This is a genomic window from Pseudomonas sp. CAM1A, assembly GCF_047501685.1.
Classification (GTDB): Bacteria; Pseudomonadota; Gammaproteobacteria; order Pseudomonadales; family Pseudomonadaceae; genus Aquipseudomonas.
The window spans coordinates 1-15,854 of the sequence record NZ_JBFNXP010000017.1 but is presented as its reverse complement, the minus strand read 5'-3'; the positions used below and the strand labels follow the sequence as shown (position 1 = coordinate 15,854).

Annotated in this window: 17 protein-coding genes; all 17 read left to right on the top strand. The window is 62.5% G+C overall.

Going from position 1 to position 15,854, the window contains the following annotated elements:
- The first annotated feature begins 7 nt into the window (after nt 1-7).
- The 17 genes from fliF (at nt 8) to flhB (ending at nt 15,010) form a co-directional block, all read left to right on the top strand.
- Nucleotides 8-1,786, top strand: coding sequence for a flagellar basal-body MS-ring/collar protein FliF (fliF, locus tag ABZO33_RS25225; RefSeq protein WP_414538272.1), 1,779 nt, complete (start codon nt 8-10; stop codon nt 1,784-1,786).
- On the top strand, nt 1,779-2,798 hold the full coding sequence (gene fliG / locus ABZO33_RS25220) for a flagellar motor switch protein FliG (RefSeq protein WP_023631000.1): 1,020 nt from the start codon (nt 1,779-1,781) through the stop codon (nt 2,796-2,798). Before fliF ends, fliG begins: the two co-directional genes overlap by 8 nt.
- A 105-nt stretch (nt 2,799-2,903) precedes the next feature.
- Nucleotides 2,904-3,677 carry a flagellar assembly protein FliH gene (gene fliH / locus ABZO33_RS25215; protein WP_414538271.1) on the top strand — a complete coding sequence of 258 codons (774 nt, stop codon included), beginning with the start codon at nt 2,904-2,906 and terminating at the stop codon, nt 3,675-3,677.
- Nucleotides 3,667-5,022 (top strand): flagellar protein export ATPase FliI, encoded by a 1,356-nt coding sequence (fliI, locus tag ABZO33_RS25210; RefSeq protein ID WP_414538270.1) that lies wholly within the window; start codon nt 3,667-3,669, stop codon nt 5,020-5,022. Before fliH ends, fliI begins: the two co-directional genes overlap by 11 nt.
- A 6-nt stretch (nt 5,023-5,028) precedes the next feature.
- On the top strand, nt 5,029-5,481 hold the full coding sequence (fliJ, locus tag ABZO33_RS25205) for a flagellar export protein FliJ (RefSeq protein WP_414538269.1): 453 nt from the start codon (nt 5,029-5,031) through the stop codon (nt 5,479-5,481).
- 99 nt (nt 5,482-5,580) lie between these two features.
- A complete protein-coding gene (locus ABZO33_RS25200; RefSeq protein WP_414538268.1) occupies nt 5,581-5,886 on the top strand; it encodes an STAS domain-containing protein in 306 nt (101 codons plus the stop codon).
- Between the two features lie 8 nt (nt 5,887-5,894).
- Nucleotides 5,895-7,586, top strand: a complete 1,692-nt coding sequence (locus ABZO33_RS25195; protein ID WP_414538267.1) for a SpoIIE family protein phosphatase — start codon at nt 5,895-5,897, stop codon at nt 7,584-7,586.
- A 69-nt stretch (nt 7,587-7,655) separates the two neighbouring features.
- A complete protein-coding gene (locus ABZO33_RS25190; protein ID WP_414538266.1) occupies nt 7,656-7,994 on the top strand; it encodes an Hpt domain-containing protein in 339 nt (112 codons plus the stop codon).
- A 72-nt stretch (nt 7,995-8,066) separates the two neighbouring features.
- Nucleotides 8,067-9,425: a flagellar hook-length control protein FliK gene (locus ABZO33_RS25185; RefSeq protein ID WP_414538265.1), complete on the top strand. Its 1,359-nt coding sequence runs from the start codon at nt 8,067-8,069 to the stop codon at nt 9,423-9,425.
- Nucleotides 9,426-9,603: 178 nt separating this feature from the next.
- Entirely contained in the window at nt 9,604-10,101 is a 498-nt protein-coding gene (fliL, locus tag ABZO33_RS25180; RefSeq protein ID WP_046854681.1) for a flagellar basal body-associated protein FliL, read from the top strand.
- A 10-nt stretch (nt 10,102-10,111) separates the two neighbouring features.
- On the top strand, nt 10,112-11,080 hold the full coding sequence (gene fliM, locus ABZO33_RS25175; protein ID WP_046854682.1) for a flagellar motor switch protein FliM: 969 nt from the start codon (nt 10,112-10,114) through the stop codon (nt 11,078-11,080).
- Between the two features lie 46 nt (nt 11,081-11,126).
- Nucleotides 11,127-11,582 carry a flagellar motor switch protein FliN gene (gene fliN, locus ABZO33_RS25170; RefSeq protein WP_414538264.1) on the top strand — a complete coding sequence of 152 codons (456 nt, stop codon included), beginning with the start codon at nt 11,127-11,129 and terminating at the stop codon, nt 11,580-11,582.
- Nucleotides 11,583-12,035, top strand: coding sequence for a flagellar biosynthetic protein FliO (gene fliO / locus ABZO33_RS25165; protein WP_414538263.1), 453 nt, complete (start codon nt 11,583-11,585; stop codon nt 12,033-12,035).
- Nucleotides 12,035-12,790, top strand: coding sequence for a flagellar type III secretion system pore protein FliP (fliP, locus tag ABZO33_RS25160; RefSeq protein WP_414538262.1), 756 nt, complete (start codon nt 12,035-12,037; stop codon nt 12,788-12,790). The genes fliO and fliP overlap by 1 nt, the downstream gene beginning before the upstream one ends.
- Before the next feature lie 21 nt (nt 12,791-12,811).
- Nucleotides 12,812-13,081: a flagellar biosynthesis protein FliQ gene (fliQ, locus tag ABZO33_RS25155; protein WP_046854686.1), complete on the top strand. Its 270-nt coding sequence runs from the start codon at nt 12,812-12,814 to the stop codon at nt 13,079-13,081.
- Nucleotides 13,082-13,088: 7 nt separating this feature from the next.
- On the top strand, nt 13,089-13,865 hold the full coding sequence (gene fliR, locus ABZO33_RS25150; protein WP_414538261.1) for a flagellar biosynthetic protein FliR: 777 nt from the start codon (nt 13,089-13,091) through the stop codon (nt 13,863-13,865).
- A gap of 2 nt (nt 13,866-13,867) precedes the next feature.
- A complete protein-coding gene (gene flhB / locus ABZO33_RS25145) occupies nt 13,868-15,010 on the top strand; it encodes a flagellar biosynthesis protein FlhB (protein ID WP_414538260.1) in 1,143 nt (380 codons plus the stop codon).
- Nucleotides 15,011-15,854: the final 844 nt, after the last annotated feature.

The following is a 15,854-nucleotide window of genomic DNA, read 5'->3' as shown; positions in this document are numbered from 1 at the left end:
GTGAGTCATGGCCGAAGCAGTCGTCGATAACGCCCCCGCCAAGAGTGGCCCCCCAGTAGCCAAGCCGCCGCTGTTCGGCATGTCGTTCCTGGAAAACATTTCGCAGATGCCCATGTTGCGTCAGGTCGGCCTGCTGGTCGGGCTGGCGGCAAGCGTGGCCATCGGCTTTGCCGTGGTGCTCTGGTCGCAGCAGCCGGACTACCGTCCGCTCTATGGCAGCCTGGCGGGCATGGACACCAAGCAGGTGATCGATACCCTGACCACCTCCGACATCCCGTATCGCGTCGAGCCCAACTCCGGCGCGCTGCTGGTCAAGGCCGACGATCTCTCCCGTGCGCGCCTGAAACTTGCCGCGGCCGGCGTGGCGCCGAGCGATGGCAACGTCGGCTTCGAATTGCTCGATAAAGAGCAAGGGCTGGGTACCAGCCAGTTCATGGAAGCGACCCGCTACCGTCGCAGCCTCGAAGGCGAGCTGGCGCGTACGGTTTCGAGCCTGAACAACGTCAAGGCTGCCCGTGTGCACCTGGCGATCCCGAAAAGTTCGGTGTTCGTGCGCGACGAGCGCAAGCCCAGCGCTTCGGTACTGGTCGAGCTGTATCCGGGGCGCGCCCTGGAAGCTGGCCAGGTGATGGCGATTGTCAATCTGGTGGCGACCAGTGTGCCGGAGCTGGACAAGTCCCAGGTGACCGTGGTTGACCAGAAGGGCAACCTGCTCTCCGAGCAGTTGCAAGACACGGCCCTGACCATGGCCGGCAAACAGTTCGACTACAGCCGTCGCATGGAAGGCATGCTCACGCAGCGTGTGCACAATATTCTGCAGCCGGTGCTGGGTAACGACCGCTACAAGGCAGAGGTGTCTACTGACGTCGACTTCAGTGCTGTCGAGTCCACCTCCGAACAGTTCAATCCCGACCAACCGGCACTGCGCAGCGAGCAATCGGTCAACGAGCAGCGCGCCAGCAGCCAAGGGCCGCAAGGTGTGCCGGGGGCGTTGAGCAACCAGCCGCCGGCCGGTGCTTCTGCCCCCGAGAACGCTACCGCTGGCGCAACACCTGCCGGCGCGATCCAGCCGGGCCAGCCGCTGTTGGATGCCAATGGCCAGCAGGTCATGGACCCGGCCACCGGCCAGCCGATGCTCGCGCCGTATCCGAGCGACAAGCGTCAGCAGAGCACCAAGAACTTCGAGCTGGACCGCTCCATCAGCCACACCCGCCAGCAGCAAGGTCGCCTGACCCGCCTGTCGGTGGCCGTGGTGGTGGATGACCAGGTCAAGCTCGACGCCGCCACCGGCGAAGCCACCCGTACCCCGTGGGGTGCCGAGGACCTGGCGCGCTTCACTCGCCTGGTGCAGGACGCGGTGGGCTTCGATGCCAGCCGTGGCGACAGCGTCACCGTGATCAACGTGCCGTTCGCCGCCGACCGTGGCGACGAGCTGGTCGATATTCCGTTCTACTCGCAGCCCTGGTTCTGGGACATCGTCAAGCAAGTGCTGGGCGTGCTGTTCATCCTGGTGCTGGTGTTCGGCGTGCTGCGTCCGGTGCTCAACAACATTACAGGTGGCGGCAAGCAGGCGGCCACGGACAGCGACATGGAGCTGGGCGGCATGATCGGTCTGGATGGCGAACTGGCCAACGACCGCGTCAGCCTGGGTGGCCCGACAAGCATTCTGTTGCCGAGCCCGAGTGAGGGTTACGAGGCACAGCTCAACGCAATCAAGGGCCTGGTGGCCGAAGACCCGGGTCGCGTGGCCCAGGTCGTGAAAGAGTGGATCAACGCCGATGAGTGACAATCGAGCCATTACCGCCAAGCTGAGCCGCGTCGACAAGGCGGCCATCCTCCTGCTCTCGCTCGGCGAGACCGATGCCGCGCAGGTGCTGCGCCACATGGGGCCCAAGGAGGTGCAGCGGGTCGGTGTGGCCATGGCGCAGATGGGCAACGTCCATCGCGAGCAGGTCGAGCAGGTGATGAGCGAGTTCGTCGAGATCGTCGGCGACCAGACCAGCCTGGGCGTTGGTTCCGACGGCTACATCCGCAAGATGCTCAACCAGGCCCTCGGCGAGGACAAGGCCAACGGCCTGATCGACCGTATCCTGCTCGGTGGCAACACCAGCGGCCTGGACAGCCTCAAGTGGATGGAGCCGCGCGCCGTGGCCGATGTCATTCGCTACGAGCACCCGCAGATCCAGGCCATCGTGGTCGCCTACCTCGACCCCGACCAGGCTGGCGAGGTGCTGAGCAACTTCGACCATAAGGTGCGCCTGGACATCGTCCTGCGCGTGTCGTCGCTCAACACTGTGCAGCCGGCGGCGCTCAAGGAGCTCAACCAGATCCTCGAGAAGCAGTTCTCCGGCAACTCCAATGCCGCGCGTACCACCCTGGGTGGCATCAAGCGTGCCGCCGATATCATGAACTTCCTCGACAGTTCGGTGGAAGGCGCGCTGATGGACTCGATCCGCGAGATCGACAGCGACCTGTCGGAGCAGATCGAAGACTTGATGTTCGTCTTCAACAACCTGGCCGACGTCGACGATCGCGGTATCCAGGCGCTGCTGCGCGAAGTGTCGTCCGACGTGCTGGTGGTGTCGCTCAAGGGCGCCGACGAGCGGGTCAAGGACAAGATCTTCAAGAACATGTCCAAACGTGCGTCCGAGCTGCTGCGCGACGACCTGGAGGCCAAGGGGCCGGTACGGGTCAGCGACGTGGAAACGGCGCAGAAGGAAATCCTCACCATCGCCCGCCGCATGGCCGAGGCCGGCGAGATCGTGCTTGGCGGCAAGGGCGCCGAGGAAATGATTTAAGCGGCAAGTCTCAAGCGGCAAGCGACAAGAAACGGCGGACCGAGCGAGGGCTGCCTTTTCTTGCTGCTCGAAGCTTGATGCTTGCCGCTAAAGAGGTTTTTGAGCATGTCCACCACTGAACATCCCAGCGATTTGATCCGTGCCCGCGACCTTGAGGGCGTGGATGTATGGGCGTTGCCAAGCTTCGATCCAGAGCCTGAGCCACAGCCTGAGCCTGCGCCGACCGTCGTCGAGGAAGAAGTCGAAGAGGTGCCGCTGGAGGAAGTCCAGCCGCTCACCCTTGAAGAGCTCGAGGCTATCCGCCAGGAGGCCTACAACGAAGGTTTCGCCACGGGGGAGCGCGAAGGCTTCCACAGCACCCAACTGAAGGTTCGCCAGGAGGCCGAGGTGGCCCTGGCGGCCAGGCTGGCCAGCCTCGAGCAGATCATGGGTCACCTGCTCGAGCCCATCGCCGAGCAGGACACGCAGATCGAAAAAGCCCTGGTGCAACTGGTTGCCAGCATGACCCGCCAGGTCATCGGTCGCGAGCTGCGCGCGGATTCCAGCAAGATCACCCATGTGCTTCGCGAGGCGCTGAAGCTGCTGCCGATGGGCGCTGACAACATCCGTATCCATCTCAACCCCCAGGACTTCGAGCTGGCCAAGACCCTGCGCGAGCGCCATGAGGAAGATTGGAAGCTGCTTGAGGACGAAGCCCTGCTGCCTGGCGGTTGCCGGATAGAAACCGCCCACAGCCGCATCGACGCGACCATGGAAACCCGTATCGAGAAGGCCGTGGCGCAGCTGTTCGATCAATCCCATGACCAGGCATTGCACCCCGCGGCGCCGGATATTCAGGTCGAACTCGATGTGCCTGCAGGTGAAACCGATGCGCCTTGAACGCACCAGTTTCGGCAAGCGCCTTGAAGGCTACGCCGATGCGGTGAGGCTGCCTGAGCAGCCAATCGTCGAGGGCCGCCTGCTGCGTATGGTCGGCCTCACGCTTGAGGCCGAAGGCCTGCGGGCAGCAGTAGGTAGCCGCTGCCTGGTGATCAACGACGACAGCTATCACCCTGTGCGGGTCGAGGCTGAAGTCATGGGCTTTGCTGGTGGCAAGGTGTTCCTGATGCCGGTCGGCAGCATTGTCGGGCTGGCGCCCGGTGCCCGCGTGGTGCCGCTGGATGACAGCGGCCGTTTGCCGATGGGCATGAGCATGCTCGGGCGGGTGCTCGATGGCGCCGGCCGTGCGCTGGATGGCAAGGGCGGCATGAAGGCCGAGGATTGGGTGCCGATGGATGGCCCGGTCATCAACCCTCTGAACCGTGACCCGATCAGCCAGCCATTGGATGTGGGCATTCGCAGCATCAATGGCCTGCTTACCGTGGGCCGCGGCCAGCGTCTGGGCCTGTTCGCCGGTACGGGTGTGGGTAAGTCGGTGCTGCTGGGCATGATGACACGCTTTACCGAGGCCGAAATCATCGTGGTGGGGCTGATCGGGGAGCGGGGCCGCGAGGTCAAGGAGTTCATCGAACACATTCTTGGTGAAGAGGGCCTCAAGCGTTCGGTGGTAGTGGCCTCGCCTGCGGATGATGCCCCGCTGATGCGCCTGCGGGCAGCCATGTACTGCACGCGAATCGCCGAATATTTCCGTGACAAGGGCAAGAACGTCCTGCTGTTGATGGACTCGTTGACCCGTTTTGCCCAGGCCCAGCGTGAGATCGCCCTGGCAATCGGCGAGCCACCGGCCACGCGCGGGTATCCGCCGTCGGTGTTCGCCAAGCTGCCCAAGCTGGTGGAGCGCGCCGGTAATGGCGAACCGGGCGGTGGCTCGATCACCGCGTTCTATACCGTGCTCTCCGAGGGCGACGATCAGCAGGACCCGATCGCAGACTCGGCGCGGGGTGTGCTCGACGGGCACTTTGTGTTGTCCCGGCGCCTGGCCGAAGAGGGGCACTATCCGGCCATCGATATCGAGGCCTCGATCAGCCGGGTGATGCCTCAGGTGGTAGACCCCGATCACCTGCGCCAAGCGCAGAAATTCAAGCAGTTGTGGTCGCGTCTCTCGCAAAGTCGCGACTTGATCAGCGTCGGCGCCTATGTGGCCGGCGGCGATCCGGAAACCGACCTGGCCATTGCCTTGCAGCCCAAGCTGGTGGACTTCCTGCGCCAGGGCCTGGATGAAAACGTTGGCATGGCCCAGGGTCGCGAGCAGTTGGGCGCTATCTTTGCGCCGCCGGGGAACTGATAGGCCATGGCCCAGCCCAGCCGTGCCGCACGCCTGGCTCCCGTGGTGACCATGGCCGAGGAGGCCGAGCGCAAGGCCGCCCAGCGGGTGGGGCATTTTCAGCGGCTGTTGACCGATGCGCAGGCCAAGCAGGCCGAGCTTGAGAGTTTCCGCGAGGCCTACCAGCAGCAGTGGATCAGCCGTGGCTCCAAGGGGGTCGACGGCAACTGGCTGGTCAATTACCAGCGTTTCCTCGGTCAGTTGGAAACGGCCATGACCCAGCAGCGCCAGAGCATGGCCTGGCACCAGAACAATCTCAATAACGCACGTAATGCCTGGCAGCAGACGTACGCACGGGTAGAGGGGTTGCGCAAGCTGGTGCAGCGCTACATCGACGAGGCACGCAGGGCTGAAGACAAGCGCGAGCAGCGCCTGCTCGACGAGTTGTCCCAACGCTTGCCGCGGCAGGGGCATCTGTAGGAAAGGCCTTGCCCGTCCGGCGTCAGCGCCTTGCACCACCCCAAGACGCCTGCTAAACCTTCAGGAGTTGCATTCGCCATCATCGAAGGAATCGCTCGTATGGCAGTCGAATCTTTTTTTTCTCCGGACGAGAAAAAGCTGACTATCAAGATCAAGGGTCGTTTCGATTTTGGTCGGCATCAGGAATTTCGCAGCGCCTATGAGAAGCAGCCCAAGTCTGCGAACACGGTAGTGATCGATCTCAAGGAGGCGACCTATCTGGATAGTTCTGCGTTGGGGATGTTACTGCTTTTACGGGATTACGAAGGCGGGGAGGATGCCTGCATCAGCGTGATCAATACCAGCGCCGACGTGCGCAAGATCCTGGCCATTTCCAACTTCGACAAACTGTTCGACATCAGTTGAGTGTGGCCATGTCCGCCCATCAGCCGTTGACCGTGCTGGTAGCCGAGGATGGCGCCGCGGACAGGCTTTTACTGGCGCAGATCGTCCGGCGCCAGGGGCATGAGGTGCTCACCGCCGAAAACGGTGAGCAGGCCGTGGCAATGTTCGCCGAACGGCGGCCGCAACTGGTGCTGCTCGATGCCCTGATGCCGGTCATGGACGGGTTTGAAGCGGCGCGGCGGATCAAGGCGTTGGCCGGCGAGGCCCTTGTGCCGATCATCTTCCTGACCTCGCTCAACGAAGAAGAGGGCTTGGTGCGCTGCCTCGAGGCCGGTGGCGACGATTTCATGGCCAAGCCTTACAGTGCCGTCATCCTGGCGGCGAAGATCCGTGCCATGGACCGCTTGCGCCGGTTGCAGGCGACGGTGCTCGAGCAGCGTGACCAGATCACCCGGCATCATCATCACCTGCTCAACGAGCAGCGGGTGGCCAAGGCGGTGTTCGACAAGGTTGCCCATGCCGGCTGCCTGAATGCGCCGAACATACGTTACCTGCAGTCGCCGTACGCGCTGTTCAATGGCGACCTGTTGCTGGCGGCGTTCACGCCTTCGGGCGACATGCATGTGCTGCTGGGTGACTTCACCGGCCACGGCCTGCCGGCGGCGGTCGGCGCGATGCCGTTGGCTGAAGTGTTCTATGGCATGACCGCCAAGGGTTATGGCCTGGTCGAAACACTGCGGGAGATGAACGCCAAGCTCAAGCGTATCCTGCCCGTGGACATGTTCTGCTGCGCGCTGCTGCTCAAGCTCAGTTTCCAGCGGGCAACGGTGGAGGTATGGAACGGCGGCATGCCGGATGGCTACCGCTTGTCCGTGGCGGGCGAGGTGCTCGAAGTGCTGCCTTCCCGCCATCTGCCACTTGGGATCCTGCCTCCCGAGCAGTTCGACGATACTACCGAGGTATTACCGCTCGTGGCGGGGGAGCGCTTGTTCCTGCTGTCCGATGGCGTGGTCGATACCGGGGATGCGCAGGATTGCCTGTTCGGTGTGCAACGCTTGCGCCAGGTGCTGGCCGCCAATCGAGACCCGTCTGTGCTGTTCGATGAGGTCATGCAGGCGCTGGCGCGCTTCGGTGGCCAGTCCCGTGACGACATCAGCCTGTGTGATATCCGCATGCTGGGGCCCGACCACGGGATGGCGCAAGCCGTGGTGTATTCTGACAGCGGTCGCTCCAGCCCGCTGGACTGGTCGATGCAGTTCGAACTGCGCGGGGAGAGCCTGAGGCGTTTCAACCCGGTCCCTTACCTGGTGCAACTGTTGCAGGAAATACATGGGCTGCGCCCCAGCAGCGGCAGGCTGCACAGCGTGCTCAGTGAGCTGTACTCCAACGCGTTGGAGCATGGTGTGCTGGGCCTGGACTCGGGGCTCAAGCGCGACGCCGAGGGCTTCGCCGAGTACTATCGCCAGCGCGCCGAGCGCCTGGCGCGGCATGTGCAAGGGTTTGTCGGCATTGCCCTGCGGGTGGAACCGCAGGGGGCGGGTGGCCGTCTGACGATAGAGGTTCGCGACAGTGGGGCGGGCTTCGATGTGGCGGGCATGCTTGCCGACGAGCCTTCGGAGCGGGGTTTCAGTGGGCGTGGAGTAAGCCTGGTGCGGCGGCTTGCAGGAAATGCTCAGTGGCTGGAAGGTGGTCGCCTGGCACGTGTGGAATTCCAATGGTGAGCCGGCGGCGTCGGGTGACCTGGGCTCGGGCGTAATCAGGCTTGATCAGGGAGTGAGCAAGTGGTGGACATGCATATTGATCGGAAGGTGCTGAGTGACTTGCGGGAAGTCATGGAAGATGGCTACCTGCAGTTGTTGGAGACTTTTCTGGAAGACTCCGAGCGACGCCTGAACCAGCTGCACAAGGCCAGGGATGCCGATGAGCTGGGCATGGCAGCGCACAGCTTCAAGGGCAGTAGCAGCAATATGGGGGCCGTGGGCCTGGCCGCCTTGTGTCAGCAGCTTGAAGAGCGTGTGCGCCAGCAGCACTTGTATGGTATCGAGGACCTGATCAATCGCATCGATCAGGAATACCTGGTGGTCCAGCGTTACTATCGCAGTGAGCGGCAACGAGTTTCCGCGCAATAGCCGAACCTGGCGCGAGTTTTGCTATTCCAGCCCCAGACGTATTTTTCCAGGTTCTGGAGCGGAGATTGTTCAATGCCTGTCGCACCCAATCCATTGTTGCAAGCCGGCCTCGCCAATCAGGCGCAACGCCAAGCTGCCAGTGCGGCGGAAAAACCGCTGCAGGCCGCGAAGCAAGGCGCCGGCTTTGATCAGGTGATGGCCCGACAAGAGCGTGACAGCACCCCAGTCAAGAGTGCCCTGGCAAGGGATGAAAAATCCGCCAGCCAGGTGCCGCCGGCGAAGAACAAGGCGCAGCCAGACCCAGCCGCGGGCGGCAAGCAGGCCGCGAGCAAAGCGCCGGACGTTGCCGATGACGGCAAGAGCTTGCCATCGACTGTACCGTCGCAGCCCGCCGACGACACTGATGAGGCCGCCGATGGCAGTACATTACCCCCGCTCGATGCCAGCCTGGTCGCCGGCCAGGTGACCGACGCCCAGGCCGGGGCGCAACTGCTCCAGGCCCAGGCGGAAGCGGTAGCCCCCGTGTTGCAGGCGGCGGTTCAAGCGCCGCCAGCGCCACCGCCAGCACCGGTGCAGGTAGCGCCAGAGGCCGAACAAGCCACGGCGTTCGATCCCGAGGCCGATGCACTTGCCGATATGCCCGCCTTGCGTCTGGCGCTTGAGCAGGATGCGCAGTCCAAGGGCAAGACGTCGGCCCATGCCGTTGTCGACAACAACGGTCAGCAAACTGCCAGTCCTGCTGCTGCGGCCGTCAATACCTTGGCGACTTTGGCCGAGAAAGGGGAGTCGGAGCCGGGGCAGGGTGAGCGCGGAGACAAGGCCTTTGCCGGCCTGCTCGATGACGGCCTCAAGGACATCAAGAGTGCCAGCAGTGATACCCGCGTCGACGATTTCGCCAACCGCCTGGCCAGCCTTACCCAGGCGGTGACGCCCAAGACCGCCAACGCCGTGCCCGCCACGCCTGGGCCGCTGCAGCAACCGTTGGCGATGAACCAGGGGGGCTGGACCGAGGGGTTGGTCAATCGGGTCATGTACCTCTCCAGCCAGAACCTCAAGTCTGCGGACATCCAGCTTGAGCCGCGGGAGTTGGGGCGCCTGGATATTCGCGTCAACGTGGCGACAGACCAGTCGACCCAGATCCACTTCGTCAGCGGCCATGCCGGTGTGCGCGACGCCCTGGACAGCCAGGTACATCGCCTGCGCGAGCTGTTCGCCCAGCAGGGCTTGGCCCAGCCCGACGTCAGCGTGGCTGATCAGTCCCGTGGCCAGCAGCAACAGCAAGAGGCGCAGCAGGGCGGGTCAGGGCTGTCGGGGGTGGCGGCGCGGCGTGGCAACGCAGCGGCTGGGGACGATGCCGAACCCGCTGAAATCGCGCGCCCTGTCGAGCAGCAAGTGGTGGTAGGCGACAGTGTGGTCGATTATTACGCTTGATTGTTCGGGCTTGCCTGGCGTTGCCTGCGCGCAGCGACGCCAGTCGTAAGTTTGCAGATGCCGCACCCCGTAAAGGGGTTGCCCATCCCTCCAGCAGTTTGCAAAGGCAAATCTGGCATAACACTTGCTCAGCCACGTCATCCTTCTTTGAAACCCCGATGGACGACGGATTATTGGCATGGCGAAGAGCGACGCAGTGAAAGACCCCGCCACTAAAGGCAAACTCAAGCTGATCCTGCTGCTGGTGCTGGCGCTGCTACTCGCAGTCGGCCTGTCGGTGGGTGCGACCTGGTTCTTCATGCACAAGAGCGAATCGGCTCCGGCGCCTGAAGCAGCCCAGAGCAACATCAAGCCAGCGGCCATCTACGAGCCCCTGGCACCGGCCTTTGTCGTCAACTTCAACCAGAATGGTCGCCAGCGCTACATGCAGGTGAGCATCACCATGCAGGGTCGCAGCCAGGCGGATCTGGAAGCGCTGAAAGTACACATGCCGGTGATCCGCAACAATCTGGTGATGATGTTCTCCGGGCAGGGTTTCGACACCCTCGCCGCGAGCCCGGTCGGCCAGGAAATGCTGCGCCAGAAGGCCACCGCGGTGGTCCAGGAAGTGGCCCAGAAAGAAGTCGGCAGGCCGGTCGTCGACCAGCTGCTGTTCACCAATTTCGTATTGCAGTAGGAGCACATAGATGGCCGTGCAGGACCTGCTGTCCCAGGATGAGATCGACGCCCTGCTGCATGGGGTGGACGATGGGCTGGTACAAACCGAGAGCACCGGCGAGCCCGGCAGCATCAAGAGCTACGACCTGACCAGTCAGGACCGTATCGTCCGGGGGCGCATGCCGACCCTGGAAATGATCAACGAGCGCTTCGCCCGCTACACCCGCATCAGCATGTTCAACCTGCTGCGCCGCTCCGCCGACGTGGCGGTGGGCGGCGTGCAGGTGATGAAGTTCGGCGAGTACGTACATTCGCTGTACGTGCCGACCAGCCTGAACCTGGTCAAGATCAAGCCTTTGCGCGGCACCGCGCTGTTCATCCTCGACGCCAAGCTGGTGTTCAAGCTGGTGGACAACTTCTTCGGTGGCGACGGCCGTCACGCCAAGATCGAGGGGCGTGAATTCACCCCAACCGAGCTTCGCGTGGTGCGCATGGTCCTGGACCAGTGCTTCGTCGACCTCAAGGAAGCCTGGCAGGCGATCATGCCGGTCAACTTCGAGTACATCAACTCCGAGGTCAACCCGGCCATGGCCAACATCGTTGGTCCCAGCGAGGCGGTGGTGGTTTCGACCTTCCACATCGAACTCGATGGCGGTGGCGGCGACCTGCACGTGACCATGCCGTACTCGATGATCGAGCCGGTGCGCGAAATGCTCGATGCCGGCTTCCAGTCCGACCTGGACGACCAGGACGAGCGTTGGGTCAAGGCGCTGCGTGAGGATGTGCTGGACGTCAATGTGCCGCTGTCGGCCACTGTTGCTCGCCGCCAGCTCAAGCTGCGCGACATCCTGCACATGCAGCCGGGCGACGTGATCCCGGTGGAACTGCCGGAGCACCTGGTACTCCGCGCCAATGGCGTGCCGTCGTTCAAGGCTCGGCTGGGTTCGCACAAGGGCACCCTGTCGCTGCAGATCATCGACCCGATCGAGCGCCGCTGACGGCGTGCTGGTCGCTTTAAAGAATTGAATGCCTGTCGAGGAAATCATGGCTAACGAAAACGAGATCAACTCTCCAGACGACCAGGCTCTGGCCGATGAGTGGGCTGCGGCCCTGGAAGAGACCGGCGACGCCGGCCAGTCCGACATCGATGCGCTGCTGGCTGCAGACTCCGGCGCCGGCCGTCTGCCGATGGAAGAGTTCGCAAGCTCCCCCAAGCCCAACGAGAATGTCAGCCTCGAAGGCCCCAACCTGGATGTGATCCTGGATATCCCGGTGAGCATCTCGATGGAAGTGGGCAGCACCGAAATCAACATCCGCAACCTGCTGCAACTCAACCAGGGTTCGGTGATCGAGCTTGATCGCCTCGCTGGCGAGCCGCTGGATGTGCTGGTCAACGGCACGCTGATTGCTCATGGCGAGGTCGTGGTGGTCAACGAGAAGTTCGGCATTCGCCTGACCGACGTGATCAGCCCCAGCGAACGTATCAAGAAGTTGCGCTGAGTGAAGCGCATGGTGCGGGCCATGCTGGCCCTTGGCACGCTGCTGGCCAGTGAGGTGGTGATCGCTGCTGCCGAGCCGCTAGCCGTACCGGCTGCGGCGCCTGCCCCTGGCGGCTTCGGCGCGCAGCTGGCGCAAACTTTATTCGGCCTGCTGGTGGTCGTCGGTCTGATCTTTTTCCTGGGCTGGTTGCTGCGACGCATGCAGGGTTCGGTGCAGCGGGGGGCTCCGGTCATCGAGATCGTCGGCACCCGTGCCATTGGCCCGCGTGACCGGTTGCTGCTGATTCAGGTGGGCAAGGAGCAGATTCTCATCGGCCATACCCCTGGCAGCATCGAGGCGTTGCATGTGCTGGCCGAGCCTGTCGACGTGCCCGCCGATGCGCGCCAGGCCACGCCGGAATTCGCCCAGCGGCTGCTTGAGCTGATGGGCAAGGACCAGAAGGACAAGAAGTGATGACCGGCGCACTGCGCTTACTGTTGACGCTGGCGCTGCTGCTGGCTACACCGCTGACCCTGGCTGCCGACCCGTTGTCCATCCCGGCCATTACCCTGTCCAATGGGGCGGACGGGCAGCAGGAGTATTCGGTCAGCCTGCAGATTCTGCTGATCATGACAGCGCTGAGCTTCATCCCGGCGTTCGTCATCCTGATGACCAGCTTTACCCGCATCATCATTGTCTTCTCCATCCTGCGTCAGGCTCTGGGCCTGCAACAGACACCCTCGAACCAGATCCTCACCGGCATGGCGCTGTTCTTGACCATGTTCATCATGGCGCCTGTGTTCGAGCGAGTGAACAAGGATGCCATCCAGCCTTACCTGGCCGAGCAGATGACGGCTCAGCAGGCCATCGACAAGGCCCAGGGCCCGTTGAAGGACTTCATGCTGGCACAAACCCGGCAGAGCGACCTGGACCTGTTCATGCGCCTGTCCAAGCGCACCGATATCGCAGGCCCGGATCAGGTGCCGCTGACGATCCTGGTGCCGGCGTTCGTGACCTCCGAGCTCAAGACGGCGTTCCAGATCGGCTTCATGATCTTCATTCCGTTCCTGATCATCGACATGGTGGTCGCCAGTGTGCTGATGGCCATGGGTATGATGATGCTGTCGCCGCTGATCATTTCGTTGCCTTTCAAGATCATGCTGTTCGTGCTGGTCGATGGATGGGCGCTGATCATGGGCACCCTGGCGGGTAGTTTTGGCGGTGTCTGACGCCATCAAGGAGAGCCTTGCATGACACCTGAAGTCGCGGTCGACCTGTTCCGTGAAGCCTTGTGGATGACCTCCATGATGGTGGCAATCCTGGTGGTGCCGAGCCTGCTGGTCGGCCTGGTGGTAGCGATGTTCCAGGCGGCCACGCAGATCAACGAACAGACCCTGAGCTTCCTGCCGCGCCTGTTGGTGATGTTGGTCACGCTGATCATCGCCGGCCCTTGGCTTGTGCAGAAGTTCATGGAGTACTTCATTGGCCTGTACACCAGCATTCCGCAGTTGATCGGTTGAGGCGGCCATGCTGGAGCTGACCGATACTCAGATCGGCACCTGGGTGGCCACCTTCATCCTGCCGTTGTTTCGGGTGACGGCGCTGATGATGACCATGCCGATCTTTGGCACCAAGATGCTGCCGGCCCGAGTGCGGCTGTATGCGGCGTTGGCCATTACCGTGGTGATAGTGCCGGCCCTTCCGCCGTTGCCGCCGATTGACCCCTTGAGCCTGCGCGGCGTGCTGTTGTGCGGCGAACAGGTGATCGTTGGGGCGTTGTTCGGGTTCTCCCTGCAGTTGCTGTTTCAGGCGTTTGTGATTGCGGGGCAGATCATTGCGATCCAGATGGGTATGGCGTTCGCCTCCATGATGGACCCGACCAACGGGGTCAACGTCGCGGTGGTCAGCCAGTTCATGACGATGCTGGTGAGTGTGTTGTTCCTGTTGATGAATGGCCACTTGGTAGCGTTCGAAATCCTTACCGAGAGCTTCACCACGCTTCCGGTTGGCAGCGCCCTCGTGGTCAACCACTTCTGGGAAATGGCGGGGCGCCTGAGTTGGGTGCTGGGGGCTGGGTTGCTGTTGATCTTGCCGGCCATTGCATCGCTGCTGGTGGTCAACGTTGCCTTCGGTGTGATGACCCGTGCAGCGCCGCAATTGAACATCTTCTCCATTGGTTTCCCGCTGACTCTGGTGTTGGGCCTGATCATTTTCTGGATTGGCCTGGCCGATATTCTTTCTCACTACCAGGCACTGGCCAGCGAAGCGCTGCAGTGGTTGCGTGAGCTGGCACGGGCACGCTGAGCATGGCAGAGAGCGAGAGCGGTCAGGACAAGACAGAAGACCCCACCGACAAGCGCAAGAAGGATTCGCGCGAGAAGGGGGAGATTGCCCGTTCCAAGGAATTGAACACCGTCGCGGTCACCTTGGCCGGTGCGGGGGCCCTGTTGGCCTTCGGTGGCTATCTGGCCGAGACGTTGATGACCTTGATGCGCATGAACTTCAGCCTCACGCGGGAGGTGGTGGTCGACGAGCGCAACATGGCGGCATTCCTGCTGGCGTCGGGCAAGATGGCCATCTGGGCTGTGCAGCCGGTCATGTTGCTGTTGTTCGTGATCTCGTTCGTGGCGCCGATTGCCCTGAGCGGCTTTATCTTCTCGGGGAGCCTGTTGCAGCCGAAATTCAGCCGTATGAACCCGCTGTCGGGGATCAAGCGCATGTTCTCGCTGAACGCGCTGACAGAGCTTCTCAAGGCCATGGCCAAGTTCTTCATGATCCTGATCGTTGCCCTGGTGGTGCTGTCGGCGGACCGCCAGGCGTTGCTGGCCATTGCCAATGAGCCGCTCGAGCAGGCGATTATCCACTCGGTGCAGGTGGTGGGGTGGAGTGCGCTGTGGATGGCGGCGGGGCTGCTGTTGATTGCGGCGGCGGATGTGCCGTTCCAGCTTTGGCAGACGCACAAGAAAATGAAGATGACCAAGCAGGAAGTGAAGGACGAGTACAAGGACAGTGAGGGCAAGCCTGAGGTCAAGCAGCGTATCCGACAGTTGCAGCGTGAGGCGTCGCAGCGGCGAATGATGGCGGCAGTGCCTGAGGCGGATGTGATCATTACCAACCCGACTCACTATGCGGTGGCGTTGCAGTACGACCCTGAAAAGGGGGGGATGGCGCCGTTGCTTGTGGCCAAGGGTACCGATTTTGTTGCGCTGAAGATCCGTGAGATCGGGGCCGAGCACAATGTGCAGATACTGGAGTCGGCGGCCCTGGCGCGGGCTATCTACTACTCCACCGAGCTTGAGCAGGAGATCCCGGCGGGGTTGTACCTGGCGGTGGCGCAGGTATTGGCGTTTGTGTTCCAGGTTCGGCAGTACCGGGCAGGGAAGGGCAAGCAGCCTGAGCCTTTGAACAAGGATTTGCCGATTCCCGAGGATTTGCAGCGGGATAGCTGAGTTTGTAGTTTGTAGTTTGTGGTTTTCGGTTGTATCGGGGTTGTGTGCGCATTCATTTGCGATGTCGACGCACAGTCACCTTTCCGCCCTTACGGCGGCTTACTTTGGTCGTGGCCAAAGTAAGCAAAGCCGTGGCGCTCCATTCATCCGGCCCTGCGCTTCGCTCCGGGTCCCCTCACTCCGGCCTTGCTCCCGGGAGGGCCGCGCTGAACGCCCCATCCTGGGGCGCAGCGCTTGACGGGCATCCATGCCCGTCACCTCCCTCCGCAAGACCTGCGTTCGGCCTCCTGAAGTCGCGAAGTTACGGGCGGCGCCTGGGCTAACGCAGCTAGTCGCTAGTTGCCATCGAGGGAACTCTAGACCAACATCGCGGGGCAAGCCCGCACGATAGTTTGATTATGTGATTCAACGTGGGAGCGGGCTTGCCCCGCGATGACGTAATGAAGAACAACATAATATCCACTAATAAAGCCAACGTATCTGCTCTTGATCTTGCTTCTAAGCGCGCGGTAGTTCAGGCGACACAAATTGCGACTTCAGGAGGCCGAGCGGAGTTCTTGCGTAGTGGGGCGACGGCCATGGATGGCCGTCGAGCGCTGGGGCCCAGGATGGGCCCTGCAGCGCGGTACCCACGGGAGCAAGAACGGAGCGAGGGAACCCCGGAGCGCAGCGTAGGGGCCGTATGAATGGAGCGATGTACGGATCACCCACATGGGTTACACAAAAGTTCACTCACATAGGTGACAACACCTTAAGTGTTACATAACCATCAGTGGCATCCCGCACATCGACCCTGCCAAGGATGATGGGACCGAAAATAACATCCCAGACGCCATCCCCAACC

Excerpts from the sequence above, each read along its gene's own strand:
- fliF (WP_414538272.1), top strand. The coding sequence starts at position 8 with ATGGCCGAAGCAGTCGTCGATAACGCCCCCGCCAAGAGTGGCCCCCCA.
- fliG (WP_023631000.1), top strand. The coding sequence starts at position 1,779 with ATGAGTGACAATCGAGCCATTACCGCCAAGCTGAGCCGCGTCGACAAG.
- fliH (WP_414538271.1), top strand. The coding sequence starts at position 2,904 with ATGTCCACCACTGAACATCCCAGCGATTTGATCCGTGCCCGCGACCTT.
- fliI (WP_414538270.1), top strand. The coding sequence starts at position 3,667 with ATGCGCCTTGAACGCACCAGTTTCGGCAAGCGCCTTGAAGGCTACGCC.
- fliJ (WP_414538269.1), top strand. The coding sequence starts at position 5,029 with ATGGCCCAGCCCAGCCGTGCCGCACGCCTGGCTCCCGTGGTGACCATG.
- ABZO33_RS25200 (WP_414538268.1), top strand. The coding sequence starts at position 5,581 with ATGGCAGTCGAATCTTTTTTTTCTCCGGACGAGAAAAAGCTGACTATC.
- ABZO33_RS25195 (WP_414538267.1), top strand. The coding sequence starts at position 5,895 with ATGTCCGCCCATCAGCCGTTGACCGTGCTGGTAGCCGAGGATGGCGCC.
- ABZO33_RS25190 (WP_414538266.1), top strand. The coding sequence starts at position 7,656 with ATGCATATTGATCGGAAGGTGCTGAGTGACTTGCGGGAAGTCATGGAA.
- ABZO33_RS25185 (WP_414538265.1), top strand. The coding sequence starts at position 8,067 with ATGCCTGTCGCACCCAATCCATTGTTGCAAGCCGGCCTCGCCAATCAG.
- fliL (WP_046854681.1), top strand. The coding sequence starts at position 9,604 with ATGGCGAAGAGCGACGCAGTGAAAGACCCCGCCACTAAAGGCAAACTC.
- fliM (WP_046854682.1), top strand. The coding sequence starts at position 10,112 with ATGGCCGTGCAGGACCTGCTGTCCCAGGATGAGATCGACGCCCTGCTG.
- fliN (WP_414538264.1), top strand. The coding sequence starts at position 11,127 with ATGGCTAACGAAAACGAGATCAACTCTCCAGACGACCAGGCTCTGGCC.
- fliP (WP_414538262.1), top strand. The coding sequence starts at position 12,035 with ATGACCGGCGCACTGCGCTTACTGTTGACGCTGGCGCTGCTGCTGGCT.
- fliQ (WP_046854686.1), top strand. The coding sequence starts at position 12,812 with ATGACACCTGAAGTCGCGGTCGACCTGTTCCGTGAAGCCTTGTGGATG.
- fliR (WP_414538261.1), top strand. The coding sequence starts at position 13,089 with ATGCTGGAGCTGACCGATACTCAGATCGGCACCTGGGTGGCCACCTTC.
- flhB (WP_414538260.1), top strand. The coding sequence starts at position 13,868 with ATGGCAGAGAGCGAGAGCGGTCAGGACAAGACAGAAGACCCCACCGAC.